The sequence below is a fragment of the Arsenophonus sp. PmNCSU2021_1 genome (genome assembly GCF_036919435.1).
In the GTDB taxonomy this organism is placed as follows: Bacteria; Pseudomonadota; Gammaproteobacteria; order Enterobacterales; family Enterobacteriaceae; genus Arsenophonus; species Arsenophonus nilaparvatae.
The window spans coordinates 27,493-45,943 of the sequence record NZ_JAZHPL010000004.1 but is presented as its reverse complement, the minus strand read 5'-3'; the positions used below and the strand labels follow the sequence as shown (position 1 = coordinate 45,943).

General features: G+C 36.8%; 14 protein-coding genes, 1 tRNA gene, 1 other RNA gene and 3 pseudogenes. 18 read left to right on the top strand and 1 reads right to left on the bottom strand.

Features of this window, described 5'->3' with window-relative positions:
• Positions 1–92: 92 nt before the first annotated feature.
• The 12 genes and pseudogenes from ybgC to aroG all read left to right on the top strand — a co-directional run bounded on the left by ybgC (position 93) and on the right by aroG (position 9,091).
• Positions 93–485 (top strand): tol-pal system-associated acyl-CoA thioesterase, encoded by a 393-nt coding sequence (gene ybgC, locus V3224_RS04565; RefSeq protein WP_334468846.1) that lies wholly within the window; start codon positions 93–95, stop codon positions 483–485.
• Entirely contained in the window at positions 485–1,168 is a 684-nt protein-coding gene (gene tolQ / locus V3224_RS04560; RefSeq protein WP_334468844.1) for a Tol-Pal system protein TolQ, read from the top strand. Before ybgC ends, tolQ begins: the two co-directional genes overlap by 1 nt.
• A gap of 17 nt (positions 1,169–1,185) precedes the next feature.
• Positions 1,186–1,608, top strand: coding sequence for a colicin uptake protein TolR (tolR, locus tag V3224_RS04555; protein WP_334468842.1), 423 nt, complete (start codon positions 1,186–1,188; stop codon positions 1,606–1,608).
• Between the two features lie 34 nt (positions 1,609–1,642).
• Positions 1,643–2,638: a cell envelope integrity protein TolA gene (gene tolA, locus V3224_RS04550; protein ID WP_334468840.1), complete on the top strand. Its 996-nt coding sequence runs from the start codon at positions 1,643–1,645 to the stop codon at positions 2,636–2,638.
• A gap of 132 nt (positions 2,639–2,770) precedes the next feature.
• Positions 2,771–4,063 (top strand): Tol-Pal system beta propeller repeat protein TolB, encoded by a 1,293-nt coding sequence (gene tolB, locus V3224_RS04545; protein WP_334468839.1) that lies wholly within the window; start codon positions 2,771–2,773, stop codon positions 4,061–4,063.
• A gap of 45 nt (positions 4,064–4,108) precedes the next feature.
• A complete protein-coding gene (gene pal, locus V3224_RS04540; protein ID WP_334468837.1) occupies positions 4,109–4,606 on the top strand; it encodes a peptidoglycan-associated lipoprotein Pal in 498 nt (165 codons plus the stop codon).
• A gap of 9 nt (positions 4,607–4,615) precedes the next feature.
• A pseudogene (gene ybgF, locus V3224_RS04535) lies at positions 4,616–5,372 on the top strand (tol-pal system protein YbgF).
• A gap of 145 nt (positions 5,373–5,517) precedes the next feature.
• Positions 5,518–5,593, top strand: a tRNA-Lys gene (locus V3224_RS04530).
• 41 nt (positions 5,594–5,634) lie between these two features.
• Positions 5,635–5,757, top strand: a non-coding RNA gene (locus tag V3224_RS04525) — RtT sRNA.
• Positions 5,758–6,033: 276 nt separating this feature from the next.
• Positions 6,034–7,074 carry a quinolinate synthase NadA gene (nadA, locus tag V3224_RS04520; protein WP_334468835.1) on the top strand — a complete coding sequence of 347 codons (1,041 nt, stop codon included), beginning with the start codon at positions 6,034–6,036 and terminating at the stop codon, positions 7,072–7,074.
• A gap of 31 nt (positions 7,075–7,105) precedes the next feature.
• Entirely contained in the window at positions 7,106–7,825 is a 720-nt protein-coding gene (gene pnuC / locus V3224_RS04515) for a nicotinamide riboside transporter PnuC (RefSeq protein WP_032116279.1), read from the top strand.
• A gap of 196 nt (positions 7,826–8,021) precedes the next feature.
• A pseudogene (gene aroG, locus V3224_RS04510) lies at positions 8,022–9,091 on the top strand (3-deoxy-7-phosphoheptulonate synthase AroG).
• A gap of 235 nt (positions 9,092–9,326) precedes the next feature.
• Here the strand turns inward: aroG and gpmA are convergent.
• Entirely contained in the window at positions 9,327–10,079 is a 753-nt protein-coding gene (gene gpmA / locus V3224_RS04505; RefSeq protein ID WP_334468832.1) for a 2,3-diphosphoglycerate-dependent phosphoglycerate mutase, read from the bottom strand.
• Between the two features lie 253 nt (positions 10,080–10,332).
• On the opposite strand from gpmA, the gene istA reads away from it, so the two are divergent.
• The 6 genes and pseudogenes from istA to V3224_RS04475 all read left to right on the top strand — a co-directional run bounded on the left by istA (position 10,333) and on the right by V3224_RS04475 (position 18,411).
• A complete protein-coding gene (gene istA, locus V3224_RS04500; RefSeq protein WP_334468830.1) occupies positions 10,333–11,373 on the top strand; it encodes an IS21 family transposase in 1,041 nt (346 codons plus the stop codon).
• Positions 11,360–12,082 carry an IS21-like element helper ATPase IstB gene (gene istB / locus V3224_RS04495; RefSeq protein WP_334468828.1) on the top strand — a complete coding sequence of 241 codons (723 nt, stop codon included), beginning with the start codon at positions 11,360–11,362 and terminating at the stop codon, positions 12,080–12,082. The genes istA and istB overlap by 14 nt, the downstream gene beginning before the upstream one ends.
• 1,465 nt (positions 12,083–13,547) lie before the next feature.
• Entirely contained in the window at positions 13,548–14,045 is a 498-nt protein-coding gene (locus V3224_RS04490; protein WP_334468826.1) for a hypothetical protein, read from the top strand.
• Positions 14,046–14,124: 79 nt separating this feature from the next.
• Positions 14,125–14,601, top strand: a complete 477-nt coding sequence (locus V3224_RS04485; protein WP_334468824.1) for a hypothetical protein — start codon at positions 14,125–14,127, stop codon at positions 14,599–14,601.
• A 134-nt stretch (positions 14,602–14,735) separates the two neighbouring features.
• A pseudogene (locus V3224_RS04480) lies at positions 14,736–15,422 on the top strand (inverse autotransporter beta domain-containing protein).
• A gap of 280 nt (positions 15,423–15,702) precedes the next feature.
• Complete coding sequence (locus V3224_RS04475) at positions 15,703–18,411, top strand: Ig-like domain-containing protein (RefSeq protein ID WP_334470291.1); 2,709 nt, start codon at positions 15,703–15,705, stop codon at positions 18,409–18,411.
• Positions 18,412–18,451 lie beyond the last annotated feature (40 nt).

Below are 18,451 nucleotides of genomic sequence, written 5' to 3'. Positions count from 1 at the left end.
TTTTTTTGTAACTTTATTTATAAATCATTCCAATAGATGATTCACTTAAGTATAGTGACGGGTAATTTATTGATAGCAAGGGGAGTAAAAATATGCTGTTTTGCTGGCCTATCCGTATTTATTATGAGGATACTGATGCGGGAGGTGTAGTTTATCATGCTCGTTATGCGCATTTTTTTGAACGTGCGAGAACGGAAATGTTGCGAGAAAAAGGATTTGAACAGCAGAAATTACGAAAAGAAAATTTAGCTTTTGTCGTACGTAAAATGACAATTGACTATTTACACCCCGCTAAATTGGATGATTTATTGACCGTTGAAACCATAATTAGCTATGTTCAACTTACATCATTGGCTTTTTTTCAACGGTTAATTAATCAGCAAGGGAAAGAAATTTGCACAGCAGAAATAGTTATTGTTTCAATTGATACATTTAAAATGAAGCCAACTAGGCTTCCTGAGTCTATTGTCGCGGAGTTTAAGTAGTGACTGACATGAATATCTTAGATTTATTCTTAAAAGCGAGTTTTTTGGTTCAACTTATCATGTTGATTCTAATAGGATTCTCTATTGCTTCTTGGGCAATTATTATTCAACGAAGCAAAATTTTAAATGCCGCAACCCGAGAAACGGAAGCTTTTGAGGATCGTTTTTGGTCTGGTATTGAGCTATCGCGTCTCTATAAAGGATGTCAGGATCGGCGTGATGCATTAACGGGAGCAGAACAGATTTTCTATTCTGGATTTAAAGAGTTTGCTCGTTTACGTCAAGCCAATCTTCATACACCAGAAGCGGTAATGAATGGTGCTTCTAGAGCTATGCGAATATCGATGAATCGTGAGTTAGAATCATTAGAGACGCATATTCCCTTTTTAGGTACTGTAGGATCAATAAGCCCCTATATTGGATTATTTGGTACCGTTTGGGGAATTATGCATGCTTTCATTGCATTAGGCTCGGTTAAACAGGCAACATTACAAATGGTCGCCCCGGGTATTGCTGAAGCGTTAATTGCAACGGCAATCGGCTTGTTTGCGGCCATTCCAGCTGTGATGGCATATAACCGACTAAACCAGCGGGTCAATAAATTGGATCAAAGTTATGACAATTTTATGGAAGAATTTTTAGCCATCCTGCATCGTCAAGCTTTTGCTTCTGAAAAGCAATAAATGCGGAGAACAGAAAGATGGCACGGACTCGACATAGGCGTGAACTGAAATCTGAAATTAACATCGTTCCTTTATTGGATGTACTGTTAGTATTGTTATTGATTTTTATGGCAACGGCGCCGATTATCTCACAAAGTGTGAAAGTGGAATTACCCTATGCGACTCAATCAAAAGTTGTGTCAGGTAGTGATAATCCACCGATTATTCTTGAAGTCTCTGGAGTAGGGCAATACAGTGTCATTATTGATGGTCATCGAGAAGAGCTTTTACCGCCAGAACAGATTGCAGCAATAACAAAAGCCGCATTGGCAAAAAATCCGCATGCCATTTTTTTAATTGGTGGCGCTAAAGATGTACCATACGAAGAAGTTATTAAAGCGCTGAATATACTTCATCAAGCTGGCATCAAATCGGTTGGTTTTATGACTCAGCCTATTTGATGTAATTGCATAATTACTTGTTTGGAAATCTGTTGTGAGAAAGACAAAAGAGCAAAAAAATAAATTGAGTCGCTCTGTGGTACTCTCTATTATATTCCACGTTTTGTTATTTGGTTTTATTATTTTGGGTTCATTGGATGAAATTATTAAGCTTGGTGGCGGTGGTCAAGGCGGTGAAGTGGTTGATGCGATCATGGTTGATCCCGGCGTAGTAATAGAACAGTATAACCAGCTACAACGGCAGCAAAATAGTGCCAAACAAGCTGATACTGAGCGAAAAAAACGTCTTCAACAGCAAGAAGAAGAACTCCGAAAACAGCAGGAAAAAGAACAAAAACGCTTAAAAATGGTTGAAGAGGAGCGTATAAAAATAGCAAGAGAAGCCGAGCAGCAACGCAAGCAAGCAGAAGAAGCGGCGCAGAAAGCCAAGGAGCAACAGAAAATTGCTGAAGAAGCGGCGGCTAAAGCTAAAGCAGAACAAGAACGGCTAATAAAAGAGCAGGCAGAGGCAAAAGCGAAAGCTGAAGCTCAAGCTAAAAAAGAAGCTGAAATAGCTAGGGCTAAAGCACAAGCAGAGGCAAAAGAAAAAGCCGCTAAGGCGCTGGCAGCTAAGAAAAAAGCAGATGCGGCTAAACAGGCTGCTACGGTTGACTCTCTGCTTGGTGGATTAACTGCCCAACAACCAACTCAGCAAATGGGAGGTGCAGCAGCAGCGGGTCAAGGAGGAAATAGAAAAAGCGGGGCATCCAGTTCGGATGTGGCTAATTATGCAGGTAAGATCAAAGCCGCAATTGAAAGCAAATTTTATGATGCTGATATTTATCGTGGTAAAACATGCGAATTAAGAATAAAACTCGCTCCTGACGGCATGTTAATTAGTATTGCAGCTAAAAGTAATACAGCAAATGATCAACCACTCTGTGACGCAGCGATACGTGCAGCCAAAACAGCGACAATGCCTAAACCGCCTAGCCGTAGTATTTATGATGCATTTAATGAACAGGGAAGTACTTTAGTATTCAAGCCTTAGTTAATGAATGTTATGAATAGCATAAGGCTAGGAAAATTAACAAAAGTTTTTCAGTTATCTGGTTTTGTGCATTCACCTTTGTTAATATTCAAATTAATTATTACGGACGTGAATACGTGATAAGGGAGAAAAATGAAGCAGGCATTTAAATTATTATTAGGTTTTCTAATATTATGGGCGGCATCTGCTCAGGCAGAAATTCGGATCGAAATTACCCAAGGTATCAATACTGCACAGCCTATTGCTATTGTGCCTTTTAAATGGACTGGAACTGGTACTTTACCCGATGATGTAGGACAAATTGTTGCTGCAGATTTACGCAATAGCGGTAAATTTAATCCTATTGATCCCAGTCATATGCCTGAACAACCAACTACCGCATCGGAAGTCACACCGAATGTTTGGACGGCATTAGGTATTAATGCAGTTGTTGTTGGTCAGGTACAACCGGCTGCTGATGGTCAGTACATTATTAGTTATCAACTGGTTGATGTGGTGAATTCTCCTGGCGCAGTATTGACGCAAAACCAATTAAAAGTGGCAGCCAAATGGCTACGCTATGCGGCACATACTATTAGTGATGAAGTCTTTGCCAAATTAACCGGTATTCGAGGTGCATTTCGTACACGTATCGCTTACGTGGTTAAAACTAATGGTGGAAAGTTTCCTTATGAATTAAGGGTCTCAGATTATGATGGTTATAATCAATTCACTGTCCACCGCTCGCCTGAACCGCTGATGTCGCCAGCTTGGTCGGCTAATGGTGAAAAATTAGCTTATGTAACCTTTGAAAGTGGTAGTTCAGCATTAGTTATGCAAACGTTAGCGACAGGCGAAGTCCGCCAGATTGCTGCTTTCCCGCGTCATAATGGTGCTCCTACCTTTTCCCCCGATGGAAGTAAGCTTGCTTTTGCCCTGTCAAAGAGCGGAAGTTTAAATCTTTATGTAATGGACTTGGCCAGTGGTCAAACTCGCCAAATAACAGATGGTCGTAGTAACAATACTGAACCTAGTTGGATGCCAGACAGCCAAACACTGATTTATACTTCTGATCAAGCAGGGCGTCCACAAATATACAAACTAAATATTAATGGTGGTGTGCCAGAGCGTATTACTTGGGAAGGCAACCAAAACCAGGATCCAAGCGTCAGCCCTGATGGTAAATTTATGGTAATGGTCAACTCGAGTAATGGTAAACAGCACATTGCTAAACAGGATCTGGCAACGGGTAACGTTGAATATTTGACGGATACGTTTCTAGATGAAACGCCGAGTATCGCACCTAATGGTACTATGGTAATTTATAGTGCCTCACAAGGGTTAGGTACTGTATTACACTTGGTGTCAACGGATGGGCGTTTCAAAGCGCGTCTGCCGGCGACTGATGGAAAGGTTAAATTTCCTGCCTGGTCGCTGTATTTGTGATGCATAATAATAAGTATGGCAATAATAATTAAAGGATCGAACAAGATGCAATTGAATAAAGTGCTTAAAGGGCTAATGTTAGCGTTACCTATGATAGCCGTTGCAGCATGTAGCTCAAAAAAGGGCAATGACAAAACGGGTGCTGAAAACAATGTAGCGGATAGCAATGCTAGCTTGACAGCTGAGCAACTTGCTAGTCAGCAAATGCAAGAATTGCAAAGTAACAACATTGTTTACTTTGGTTTTGATAAGTATGATGTTACCCCAGAATATGCACAGCTGTTAGATAAACATGCAACATTCCTACGCGGTAACCCTTCAGTTAAGATTACTGTGGAAGGGCATACCGATGAAAAGGGTACACCAGAGTATAATATTGCACTTGGTGAGCGCCGTGCTAATGCTGTGAAAATATATTTGCAGAGTAAAGGCGTAAACGGTGAGCAAATTGCTATCGTATCTTATGGTAAGGAAAAACCGGCTATACAAGGTAATGACGAATCGGCATATGCCAAAAACCGTCGTGCGATACTTGTGTATTAAGAGTATTATATGAACAGTAACTTCAGACATCTTTATTTGAGTCTGTCGTTATTGGTTGGCGTAGCGGCTCCAGTAGTCGCTACCGCCCAAGCGCCAATCATTAATGTCGGCTCAGGTTCTACAAGTGATCGTCTAATGCAAATTGAGACAGCGGTCAATTCTCAAGGGCAGTTATTATATCAAATTCAGCAGCAGTTATCGGATGCTCAGCGGGACATTGATACATTGCGTGGTCAAATTCAGGAAAACCAATATCAATTAAGTCAAGTTATTGAGCGGCAAAAAGATCTCTATACGCAGTTGGATGCATTGACGACTGGTGCAAATAAAGTCAAGGCAAGTACCGACAGTAGTAATAATGCTGTTGTTACAGCTAAACCAGCAAATGAAAAAGCTGAGTATGATGCAGCCGTTGCACTTGCAATAAAAAGCAAATCTAAACAGCAGATTGCGCAGGCAATTAGTTCTTTTCAGCATTTTATCAAAACTTACCCTAAATCTAATTATCAGCCTAATGCGAATTATTGGCTTGGACAATTAAATTATAATCAGGGAAACAAAGATGATGCGGCTTTTTATTTTGCTACCGTTGTTAAAAATTACCCTAATTCAGCCAAAGGGGCAGAATCCCTTTATAAAGTAGGGTTACTGATGCAAGAAAAAGGGCAAAATGATAAAGCACGTGTTGTTTATCAACAGGTGATTAAAGCATATCCTAGTTAGCCCTAGCGCGAAATTGGCAGAAAAGAAATTAGCGTCACTCTAATGAATAACCCCGAAGTATTTATTGCTATCTATTTCGGGGGTAATTGTATGATTAATAAGCATTTAAATGCTTTCGGTAAAAAAAACATTGCACCCTTAGCAAAAATAAGTAATATACTTCGCGATCACCTCAGGTAACTTCAGATGGGTCGTTAGCTCAGTCGGTAGAGCAGTTGACTTTTAATCAATTGGTCACAGGTTCGAATCCTGTACGACCCACCATCTAACAATATCTTGTTACTTTCCAAAGAAACAGAAATAACACATAGCTCTGTGAGTACAGGATGAGAAGCTGTGTAGGTTCGAGCGAAGCGAGACAGCGTTGTGCGAAGTACAGCGACCCGCAGGGCGAGGCCGTAGGCCGAGTTATTCTGTACGACCCACCATCGAAAGATATTCGGACTATTTCTGTCAAAAGCTAATTTCATGTTATCTGTTTTATTTTACTGTACATACAGAATATAGATGAAAAATAGTATTCTTCTTTATTACAACCAAATGGAAAAATAGGTTATTGAGAACAATTTGATAGTAAAAATTAAGCGACAAAATTTTAAATATTGATTATCTTGTTTAGCATGCGAAACAAAATTAGCAAATAAATAGTTTTTTTGCTAAAAAATATCATTTAAAACATTAAATACTAAACATAAGAGTGCAAAATGCCTAATTTTATCGATTTCAATTTAGCTAGCTACTCATTTCCTGTTAAATCAGTGCCTTTGACGGATAATGAAAAAAAACATTGTAAACGGTCTATTAAGCTATTGTTGGAAAAAAGAAATGCGGTTATAGTCGCGCATTATTATACCGATCCTGATGTTCAAGCTCTGGCCGAAGAAACTGGTGGGTGTGTAGCAGATTCACTGGAAATGGCACGTTTTGGCTCACGACATTCTGCATCGACTTTAATTGTCGCTGGCGTTAGATTTATGGGTGAAACGGCTAAGATCTTAAATCCTGAAAAGACAATATTAATGCCTACATTGAAAGCGGAGTGCTCATTAGACTTAGGTTGTCCTGCAAAGCCTTTTGCTGAATTTTGTGATCAACACCCAGAGCGAACGGTGGTTGTTTATGCCAATACTTCTGCGGCGGTTAAGGCTAGAGCTGACTGGGTTGTAACTTCCAGTATTGCAGTTGAATTAATTGACTATTTAGATAGTCAAGGGCAAAAAATTATCTGGGCTCCGGATCGTCATTTAGGTAATTATGTACAAAGAAAAACCGCGGCAGATATGCTTTGCTGGCAAGCTGCTTGCATTGTACATGATGAATTCAAAATTCAAGCCTTGCAGAAAATGAAAATGTTGTATCCTAATGCGGCAATATTAGCGCATCCAGAATCCCCTGCAGCGGTTGTTGATTTAGCGGATGCAGTTGGCTCAACCGGTCAATTGATTCAAGCTGCACAAAACTTGCCTAATCAGCAAATAATTGTGGCAACGGATAAAAGTATTTTTTATAAAATGCAGCAAGCATGCCCAGAGAAATCATTTTATATTGCACCAACGGCAGATGAAGGTGCGTCCTGCCGGACTTGTGCTCATTGTCCTTGGATGGCAATGAATAGCTTAAAAACTATAGAGCAAGGACTAAAAAAAGAGGGTGAATTACATGAAATATCGATTAATGATGAATTAAGAGAGAGAGCATTAAAGCCTTTGGAGCGGATGTTGTCGTTTGCTGCTAACATTAAGTAGCTGAATTATAAGTGTTAATAGGGTAATAGGAATGGAGTTTTTCAATACTAGTAATACTATGGTACATATTGCTCTTGGCAGCAATGGTTATAATTTATCTTATATTGAAGCCGTGGCAACAGTAGCTGGATTTTTATGTATTTGGCTTGCCAGTCAGGAAAAAATTATCAATTATCTTTTTGGTCTAATAAACGTTACATTATTTGCGGTTATCTTTTTTCAAATACAATTGTATGCAAGCTTGTTGTTACAAATTTTCTTTTTCGCAGCGAATACCTATGGTTGGTACGCTTGGAGTCGAGTAGATGCTTATCATGAAGCAAGTCTTAAGATCCGCTGGATGAGTTTTTCTAAAGTAGTGGTAACTCTATTTATCGCCATTATTTTAACGCTACTATTAAGTTTTAACATTGATAAAGTGTTTATTTTTCTTGCCCACGTCACTTGGGACATTGCTCATTTATTAGGTTTTTATCTTGAACCTGTACAAATAGAACCCGATGCATTCCCTTTTTGGGATTCAACCATGATGGTATTATCAATTATTGCGATGATATTAATGACACGAAAGTATGCTGAAAGCTGGTTACTGTGGATCATTATCAATGTTATTAGTGTTGTTATTTTCTACTTACAAGGTGTTTTAGCAATGTCATTTGAATATTTGATGCTACTTGGTATTTCAATCAATGGTTTTCGCCTTTGGGCTCGGTCAGCTAAAGAAAATGGTTCAATATTTTTAGCAGGTTAATAGTTATTTACATTGGCGTAACAGTATGATTTTAAAAATATTAACAATTTTTATATCATATTATATATTGTCATTAAATATTTATAATATAAGTATGAGTACATATTTACACTTTTATCACTAGAGGTTAAATTGAGTTCATCTTTTATTTTTTAGAGAATATACTGGCTAAAGAGCTATATATTGAGTAGAAAAGATGACTTATAAGAATGATGACATCAGAATTAAACAGATTAAAGAGTTATTACCTCCAGTTGCCTTATTAGAAAAATTTCCGGCAACAGATAAAGCCGCTTTGACAGTTCAAACAGCTCGTGAATCAATACATCAAATTCTAACTGTTAAGGATGATAGACTTTTGGTCGTTATTGGCCCATGTTCAATTCATGACCCTAAAGCAGCCATTGAATATGCCCAAAAACTAAAAAAAAATTCATGATGAATTGAAGAATGAGTTAGAAATTGTTATGCGTGTTTATTTTGAAAAACCGCGTACTACTGTTGGCTGGAAAGGTTTAATTAATGATCCTTTTATGGATAACAGTTTTGATATTAATCAAGGATTGCGTATTGCACGTAATTTATTGGTAACTATTAATGATTTAGCTTTACCAACTGCCGGTGAATTTCTTGATATGATCACTCCGCAATATGTTGCAGATCTTACTAGTTGGGGAGCAATTGGTGCACGTACTACTGAATCTCAGGTACATCGTGAATTAGCATCTGGTCTTTCTTGCCCGGTAGGTTTTAAAAATGGTACCGACGGAACAATAAAAGTGGCTATTGATGCAATTAATGCTGCTCACTGTTTTTTATCGGTTACCAAATGGGGGCATTCAGCAATTGTAAATACTACCGGTAATGACGATTGCCATATTATTTTGCGCGGCGGTAAAAAGCCTAACTATAGTGAATCAGATATACAAGACGTTAAAGAGAGTTTGCAAAAATCAGGCTTATCAGCCCAAATTATGATTGATTTTAGTCATGCAAATTGTTGTAAGCAATATAAAAAGCAGCTTGAAGTGGCTGAAAATGTTGCTAATCAAATACGTCAAGGTGAAAAAGCAATCATTGGAGTGATGATTGAAAGTCATCTTTTAGAGGGAAATCAAGATATAACTACCGATAAACCGCTAGCGTATGGTTAAAAGTGTGACAGACGCTTGTATTGGTTGGCAAGATAGTGAAAAATTATTATATCGTTTAGCAGACGCGGTTCGGATACGTCCACGAGTTTCGCACAGGCGTATAAAATACTAGAAATGGCTTAAAATCGATGATTAATCTTCAAGTTACTAAAACACATAAATTTTATTAAATTACAATAAGTTGCTTTTGATTTATAAGATTCTGTCTATTTATATATTATGCTGGATTAAACTTAAAGATAGAGCGTTTATTTATTGGTGCGAAACTCGTGACGTCGTGAAAAGAGCAACTAATTAATGCTTAATAAGGCCACAAAGTGGCCTTATACTTATAAAGTTTAATTTGATTATTTCGCTTTACCTTGATTAGCAACCGCGGCTGCTTTAGCGGCTATTTCAGCTTGATCACCAAGATAGTAATGCTTAATCGGTTGCATATTTTCATCAAATTCATAGACCAATGGAACGGCGGTTGGAATATTAAGTTCAAGGATCTCGTCTTCACTCATTTTGTCCAGATGTTTGACTAATGCTCGTAATGAGTTACTGTGAGCAGCAATGATGACTTTTTCACCTTTAGCAACTCTTGGTTTAATCACTTCTTCCCAATAGGGGACAACACGTTCAATTGTGGTAGCGAGACTTTCAGTGACAGGGAGCTCTGAGGGGTTCAAATTTGCATAACGAGGATCATTACCCGGGTAACGAGGGTCATCTTTGGTTAATTCTGGTGGTGTAATTTCAAAACCACGGCGCCATAGTTTAACTTGATCGTCACCATATTTTGCTGCAGTTTCTGCTTTATCTAAACCTTGCAGAGCACCATAATGACGTTCATTGAGCCGCCAATTTTTTTCGACGGTTAGCCACTGTTGATCTATTTGGTCTAGAATATTCCACAAGGTGTGAATAGCGCGTTTTAAAACGGATGTATAAGCATAATCAAAAACAAAACCTTCTTTTTTTAATAGCTGGCCTGCATCTGTTGCTTCTTCGCGGCCCTTATCGGAAAGTTCAACATCAGTCCAACCAGTGAATCGGTTTTCTTTATTCCATTCGCTTTCGCCGTGTCTTACTAGAACCAGCTTAGTTACTGCCATAGTTTAAACTCCTATTAGTACATTCATTAAAATCGATCTGAATTATTATATTATCCGTGCAACTGAATACCAATACAACTGATGGTAGTTTTTAAATTGCTGGGTAAGATCTATACTGATTTAACCTGTCTGTCATTAGATTAGCGGCTTAACACCGCAAAATAGTGTCACCGATCATGCAAAACTGATCCACTAACGATCATCTAAAACTGATCCACTTGGTATTATTCGTACATTTTTGTACGGGTAATTTATGTTAACCAAGGAGATATTTGTGGATATTCATGTTCGCTTTACACAAGGACAAAGCCTTCGAAAAATTGCCCGTGAATTAGGCATTTCCCGTAACACCGTAAAACATCATTTACAACAACAGGCAATGCCAACTTATGCTAAAAGAAGTCAACAACCGAGTAAACTGGCACCCTTTAAACCTTATTTGCTTCAGCGAATTGAATTGGCTAAACCTGATTGGATCCCTGCAACAGTGTTATTTGATGAGGTAGCTGAAAGAGGTTATCAAGGCGGTATTGCTCAGTTACGCCGATTTGTTTGTCAATTTAAACCAAGCATTGTTCCCGAAGCTGTCGTCCGTTTTGAAACACAGCCAGGTCAACAAATGCAAATCGACTTCACCAGCATCCGGCGAGGTAAAAAATCCCTAAAAGCGTTTGTTGCAACACTAGGCTATTCGCGTGCTAGTTATGTAAAGTTCTTTGATAATGAACGAGCAGGATCGTGGCAACAAGGTTTAAGAGAAGCTTTCGACTATTTTGGTGGTGTACCACAGGAAGTATTGTGTGATAACGCAAAATCCTTCATCATCGAACGGGATGCTTATGCAGAAGGTGAACATAAATTGCATGTCGAAATGCTTCAAATGTCGAAAGATTACGGTTTTAAATTGAAGGCTTGCAAGCCCTACAGGGCAAAAACGAAAGGGAAAGTAGAGCGCTTTAACCACTATTTAAAAAACAGTTTTATCGTGCCATTAAATACCGACCTTCGTGCTCATAATCTTGAACTAGATATCGAGATAGCCAACGCAAAAGTGGGTCCATGGTTACAACGCGTTGCCCATCAGCGGATTCATGGAACAACGTTAGAAAAGCCAGCAGACAGATTAGCTAAGGAAGTTAAGTATCTTCTTCCCTTACCAGCAAGGGTTTGCCAATCTATCCCGCAGACTAATACGCTTAATATTCGTATCGTACCGCCCCTTGAATCTGTCAATTTGCAACACTCAATCAGCGTATATGAAGCATTGCTGGGAGGTGAACATGTTATTGCATGAACAAATTGAACACCTGTGTGAGTCATTGAAATTAAATTCTGTTCCCAGTCATTGGTCATCACTTGCCGAACAATGCATTGCCCAAGACAAAAGCTACGGAGAGTTTTTACTGTCCCTATTAAAATGTGAGCAACAACAACGAGATGAACGAACTCGTAATCTCTTGAGTCGGATGGCAGGATTCCCAGTACACAAAGAACTTAATACGTTCGATTTTAAGTTTGCAACGAGTGTTCCTAAACAACAAATACAGGAATTAAGCGCATTAACATTTATTGAACGTAATGAAAATGTCGTATTGCTTGGCCCAAGTGGTGTAGGTAAAACGCATTTAGCTATTGGATTAGGATTAAAAGCAGTACAGGCTAGGAAGAAAACTCGCTTTACAACAGCGGCTGAACTGATGTTGCAACTCTCAACTGCCAAACGACAAAATAAGCTCAAACAATATCTATCACGTTCGGTGATGGCCCCGAAGTTGTTGATCATAGATGAGATTGGATACTTGCCGTTTGGGCGAGAGGAAGCAACCCTATTTTTTAATGTGATTGCCAAGCGTTATGAGCATGGTAGTGTCATATTGACGAGTAACTTATCATTTGGGCAATGGCCTGGTACTTTTGCTGATGACGCAACATTAACCGCCGCTATGCTTGATCGTTTACTTCATCATTCGCATGTACTGCAATTAAGCGGTGAAAGCTATTGATTGAAAGATAAGCGGCGATCAGGAGCAATAACCGAGTAAAACAGTGGATCAATTTTGATTGATCGTATTTAGATAAAAAGTGGATCAGTTTTCGGTGATCGTTGACAAAATAGCCTATTTTGCTATTATATAAATAAACATTATTTAAGTATCTTGATATTAAACTAATATTAGCTGGATAATTTTGAAATTAAAGAATGAATGCTAATTAAATAGGTAAATAATAGAATGGTCTTGATATTAAGGTTGCTTATTAAAGAAATTGTTTTTTATCTATGATGAGAAAATATTAAGTTATAATAATTATTAATTTTCGTTAAAATAAAATTTTTGGTAAAATAAGTAAAATATATGTTAATTATCTATATAATTAATAAAAAAGATGAACGTAAATAAATCAATTGTTTAATTTGGTGGTTTATATATAAATATAGATGTAAATAAATTATTAATAATAGATTCTAGGGATAATATATAACTATTTTTAAATTATGTGGGTATATTTATATTTGTAACAATAGATAAAAAAATGGAGCCATTTGGCTCCAATTTTCCTTTTATAAGAGAAACTTCTCCGTTAGTTTCAGGCACAAAATAGAATAAAGCAATTAGTATAATAAGAAATACCAATTGATATGTTATATTTCCATATATTAAGTATGTTTCCAAATCAATTAAATCGAATATTCGTTTAACAATTATCAAGGTTTAGAGTGTAAATCTTTATATTCAATATCTGCTAGCTGTAGAGAATATTCAAAGTCAATTTGTTATTAAGTTGTTTTTATTTGGTTGTATTTATAATGAGTTATTTTGCAATATCATTTAATTTTATTTTCTATATTAGTTTTAAAGCAAATAATATGTAATTTTATAATCTTTGTATAGTTAAACTATAATTAAATATGTATCTAAATGTTTTCATTTTTTATATCTCATTGATTTTTATTAATTTAACTCATTGGAGAAAACGATCATAAGTTGATAATTGATAGCTAATATCTATTAATTTTTGATTTATGATCGATTAAAACGATTTGCTGTTTTAATATTTATATATATGATTTCACTCACTACAAGCTTAACTTATAGAATTTATTCTTTTTTTTGTTTTAGTCCATACTTTAATCTAATCATCTATATGATGAGAATACTTATTGTTGGAACTTTTAAATAATTTGTATTTGAATATAATTTAACCACTATCATATTATTTATAAATATAGTTTATCTATGGCTAATAGTTATTCGATATTTTACTTTATTAAAAGTGAACATTTTTACTTAACTTTATTATTAATAAAATTTTAAGGATTCACTTTTATATGTCGAAACGATTATCTTTTTTTATTAAAAAACTAGTACTACTTTTTTCTGTCATTTTTATGATGTTGTGTAGTACTGAATTATTAGTTTGGATCACTCGAAATGGCTCCTTAATGGAGCTTGTTAATTGGCTACGTAATTGAATAAAGGCTTTGTTATGAATGTTAATTTCCAAAAGTGCGCTTTAGTATTTGGTGCTATGTTTTTATTAAATGCTTGTTCTGTACCTGTGTCAAAAAAGATGAATAAAAAAGTCAATGATAAAACAGCGAGTCAAACTAATAATAGTACCGCTATTGTCAATAACCAGAGTAGTATTCCTGCGCGAAATTATATAGAAAAAAAAGGAATGTTATTTGATGGTATTACTATTGCCTCGTCAAATAATGAATGTGTTGATCGCTTTAATTTTTTAAAAGAAGCGAATGGTGGTAAATACCAACAATATTCTAATGATTATAATAAAATCAGCAGAGATTATACGTTTTTAAATGTTAATAAAAATATTATGGATAAAGATTCAAAAGAATTATTATCTATGACGTTGAGCACTAAATTAGATACTTTATGCTCAAAAGTTCAATTCTCTGGTTTTCAAAGCGTAAAAGAAAAAGTTAAAGCATTATCAAGTATTTAAATATTATTCATATCTTACCACCTTTAATTGATTGAAGGTGGTTTCTTGCTATGTGTGTACATGTGAGAGTAAATTAATTATGACACCATTTTCATCCAAGGGAAGGAAAATAATCGCGTGGTGCCTGCTTTTAATACAACTATTTTCTCACTCCTTTTTTTCTTTAATATCAATAGCTAGTGCAGTTGAAAATGCTGAGATGGCAGATACTATCTCAGGTATTCAATCCTTAATGAATGATGCAAACGCGAGTAATAATATCGTTACTGAAGATAATACTGCATCATCATCTCAGGGGGAAACTTCTCTATTTCCTTCTGAACGTTTAAGTTCAGGACATTATCCGTTAGAAATGCCACCAAGTCTTGAAACTAAAGGCAATAGTGCCAATACGATTAATACTATTTTACCTAATTTAGGTGGAACGGAAACACCACCTGAAGATAATACAGATCAAACTTTAGCTTCAATTGCCAGCCAGGTTGGTAATATTTTAGCAAACACGAGTTTCGCACCAATAAAAAAACGCTCTATTTTTAAGTTTAATTCAGCATAATATGTAAATAGATAAAACCTTATAAATTAAATATAACTTATTGTAAATTAAGTGAATTTATGCATTTCAGTAACTTGCAGATTAATCATTACTTTTAAGCCATTTCTAGAATTTTATAGGCCTGTGCGAAACTCGTGGCAAATAGAAATGCAGTTGATGCTTCAATCGGTTATGCAAAAAATATTGGCGAAGGTTTGGTTAACCAGCGACTTAATGATTGGTTAAATCAGTACGGTACTGCCCGTATTTCTATCGGTACTGATAGAAAATTTTCGGGTGATTTTTTATTACCTGTTATTGATAGCATAAATAGTCTGCTTTTTACCCAATTGGGACTAAGAACCAATAAAGACAGAAATACTTTAAATTTAGGTTTAGGTTATCGCCAATATTGGGGCGATTGGATGTATGGCATTAATACCTTCTATGATTATGATTATAGCGGTGGCAATGCCTGATTAGGTCTTGGCGGCGAAGCTCGGACTGATTATTTAAAATTGGCCGCGAATGGTTATTTTGGCTTAACTGACTGGCACCAATCAAAAATAGCGGTAATGGATGATTATGATGAGCGTCCGGCAACGGGCTTTGATGTTCGTGCCGAAGCCTATTTACCGACTTACCCTAAACTGGGTGGTAGTATTAAATATGAAAAATATTTTGGCAAAGGTGTCCATCTTGGTACCGGTGTCGATCCAGATAAATTAAAAGACGATCCTTACGCCTTGACATTAGGCATAAATTACACGCCAATACCATTAATCACCTTGAAAGGAGAGCATGCGGCCGGTGATCGTCACGAGTTTCGCACAGGCCTATAAAATTCTAGAAATGGCTTAAAAGTAATGATTAATCTGCAAGTTACTGAAATGCATAAATTTACTTAATTTACAATAAGTTATATTTAATTTATAAGGTTTTATCTATTTACATATTATGCTGAATTAAACTTAAACACGAGTTTCGCACAGGCCTATAAAATTCTAGAAATGGCTTAAAAGCAATGATCAATCTGCAAGTTACTAAAACACATGAATTTTATTAAATTACAATAAGTTGTATTTGATTTATAAGGTTTTATCTATTTATATATTATGCTGAATTAAACTTAAAAATAGAGCGTTTTTTTATTGGTGCAAAACTCGTGATCGTAATGACACTATGGTTGGCATGGATATTATTTATCGCTTTGGCGTACCATTATCGCAACAGTTAGATCCTGATGCTGTTGATGTCATGCGTAATTTGGTTGGTAATAAGTATGATTTTGTCGATCGAAATTATGATATTGTTATGCAATATCGGAAACAGGAATTAATTAATATTTCGTTACCAGCCGAAATGAGAGCGGAAGCAAAAGAAACAATTATTATTCCTGCCACTGTTAATAAAACCAAATATGGTTTGAAAAAAATCAACTGGACAGTCTCGCCTAGTTTTATTGCCAATGGTGGCAGTTATCAGGTTATTTCACCGACTCAATTAGAAATTATCTTACCAGCTTATGTTTATAAAACACAAAAGAATGCTGCGCAAGAATATCAAATCAGTGCGGTGGGGATAGATAATAATGACAATGAATCAAACAGAGCGACGACCACAATACGGGTAAAACCTTCCAGAAATGTGGTTAATGATTTGATTGTCGAGCCTAATTCCGTTTTACCGGCTAATGATCGCGATCATTTTACCACCACCGCGGTGATCACCAATGAACATGGACAGCCCTTGAGTCATCAAGTAATTACTTTCCACGTTGATGGCTTAAAACAACAGGATGGCAAATTGGGGGCAACATTGTCTAATGGTTCCCAGAGTGCTACCAATGGGGATGGGATAACGGCAACCACCGATAGCCAAGGAAAAGCGGTAATTTATATAACCAGTAAAGTAGCTGGGGAAGACAAGATCACCGCAACGATGGAAAACGGCAATTATAAAAATGGGCCGCTCAAATTTAGCGCTGATCGAAATTCAGCTCAGATTGCCAAGTTAAATGTTACTAAGGATAAAGCATTAGCTGATGGTAAAGAGAAGAATATGCTATATGCATTGGTGACTGATCAAAATGGTAACGCGGTAGAGAATATAGCGGTTAATCTTACAGCAACCGATGGCACAGTCATTGAAAATGGAACAACGGCAAATACTAACCAGCGCGGAGAACTGATCTTTGGTGTTACCAGTACCAAAGCGGGTAGCAGCGAAGTCACTGCCGAAATTAATGGTAGTCAAAAAACCCAGTCGGTTGCTTTTGTCACCGGTCACCCGAGCGCAGAAAAATCATTATTGACAGTACAACCTGCAACGATTGTTGCCAATGGTAAAACCGCCGCTAACTTGAAACTTGAACTGAAAGATGCGCAAGGCAATCCTATTTCTGGTGATAAAGTGGACTTTACCACGAGTTTGACCAATAGTCAGATCAAAAATACTAAAGAGGTAGGCAATGGGGTTTATACCGCTGAACTGACAGGTATTAGTGCCGGAGAAAGCACCGTTGGCGTTAAAATTAATGGTTCAGTGCTGAAAGTTAAGCTAGTAACTGTAGTATTCGAAGCTGATCGCGATACGATGATCATTAAAAAAGGTAATTTGATTATATTAAAAGATTATCAATTTGCCGATGGTAAAGCAAAAAATCAGTTAAAGGCGGTAGTAACTGATGCAAATAATAATTTAGTGCCAAATGTAAGTGTAAAATTTGAGGCAGATAATGGGGCGATGCCTGCATTGCAAACAGTTGACACTAACGTTAATGGTGAAGCAAAGTTCGATACCACTAATAAAAAAGCGGGTGGAGTTACCATTAGGGCAAGTATTAATAATTCAACTCAACAGCAAGAGGTTAATTTTGTTGCAGATACTTCAACGGCTGTTATTACGGATAGCAATTTGGTGATCAAGCCAGATAACTCGCCGGCAGATGGTGTTACCAAGAATGAGGTTACTGCTACGGTAACCGATGCGGAAGCTAATCCGGTACCGAATATGGATGTTACTTTTACTGTAAGTGAAGGTGCGACAATTACTACCGTAAAAGGTAAAACCGGTGAGGATGGTAAAGCGACGGCGACAGTAGTCAGTAAAAAAGCCGGTGTTTATACGGTGACGGCTAAGGTTAATGGCAAAGCGACTGACAAAGAAACTACCTTTAAAGCGGATAGTAAAAGTGCAGCATTAGCTCAGGTTCAATTAGATGGCAAAATCACTGAAAAAGCGGCTAATGGCAAAAATTCATTCACTTTTATCGCAGTGGTAAAAGATGCGAATGACAATTTGGTGCCGGATGTTGAGGTGACACGGCAACAAAATAAAGGTAATGATGTTACATTGCCAAAACCTGCGAGCAGTAATACCAATACTAAAGGGGAAGCTAAAATTATCCTAACAAGTACGATTAAAGCGGTTGGGGGTATTCAGGTGAGTGCACAATTAAAAGGTGGCGAGGCAAAAGATGCGGATAGGAGAGTGAGTTTTGTTGGAGATATTTCAACTGCTAAAATCCAAATTAACTCATTAAAAAAAAATAATATTGTGCCAACGGATAACCAATCAGAATATCCATTTGAAATTAGTGCGACTGATACCAATGGTAATGTTCTGAAAGATTATGCTTTAGATGTGGTAATTCCAGAATTATCGATTAGTGAAAAATTTACAACCGATAATCAAGGTAAAGTTAAGTACTCACCGAAGAGTGCAAAGGCGGGTAGCTTTGAGGCCAGAGTGACTTCGTCTACCAATACGGCTGTGTCTGACACGCTCAAAGTACAGTATACCATTACAACATTATCATCATCGCATTAATAGTAACCCGTTGATTTTCAGAGAGATATGGAGTTTTCAA

Excerpts from the sequence above, each read along its gene's own strand:
- V3224_RS04485 (WP_334468824.1), top strand. The coding sequence starts at position 14,125 with ATGACACCATTTTCATCCAAGGGAAGGAAAATAATCGCGTGGTGCCTG.
- tolB (WP_334468839.1), top strand. The coding sequence starts at position 2,771 with ATGAAGCAGGCATTTAAATTATTATTAGGTTTTCTAATATTATGGGCG.
- istA (WP_334468830.1), top strand. The coding sequence starts at position 10,333 with ATGTTAACCAAGGAGATATTTGTGGATATTCATGTTCGCTTTACACAA.
- pnuC (WP_032116279.1), top strand. The coding sequence starts at position 7,106 with ATGGAGTTTTTCAATACTAGTAATACTATGGTACATATTGCTCTTGGC.
- nadA (WP_334468835.1), top strand. The coding sequence starts at position 6,034 with ATGCCTAATTTTATCGATTTCAATTTAGCTAGCTACTCATTTCCTGTT.
- pal (WP_334468837.1), top strand. The coding sequence starts at position 4,109 with ATGCAATTGAATAAAGTGCTTAAAGGGCTAATGTTAGCGTTACCTATG.
- gpmA (WP_334468832.1), bottom strand. The coding sequence starts at position 10,079 with ATGGCAGTAACTAAGCTGGTTCTAGTAAGACACGGCGAAAGCGAATGG.
- ybgC (WP_334468846.1), top strand. The coding sequence starts at position 93 with ATGCTGTTTTGCTGGCCTATCCGTATTTATTATGAGGATACTGATGCG.
- istB (WP_334468828.1), top strand. The coding sequence starts at position 11,360 with ATGTTATTGCATGAACAAATTGAACACCTGTGTGAGTCATTGAAATTA.
- tolR (WP_334468842.1), top strand. The coding sequence starts at position 1,186 with ATGGCACGGACTCGACATAGGCGTGAACTGAAATCTGAAATTAACATC.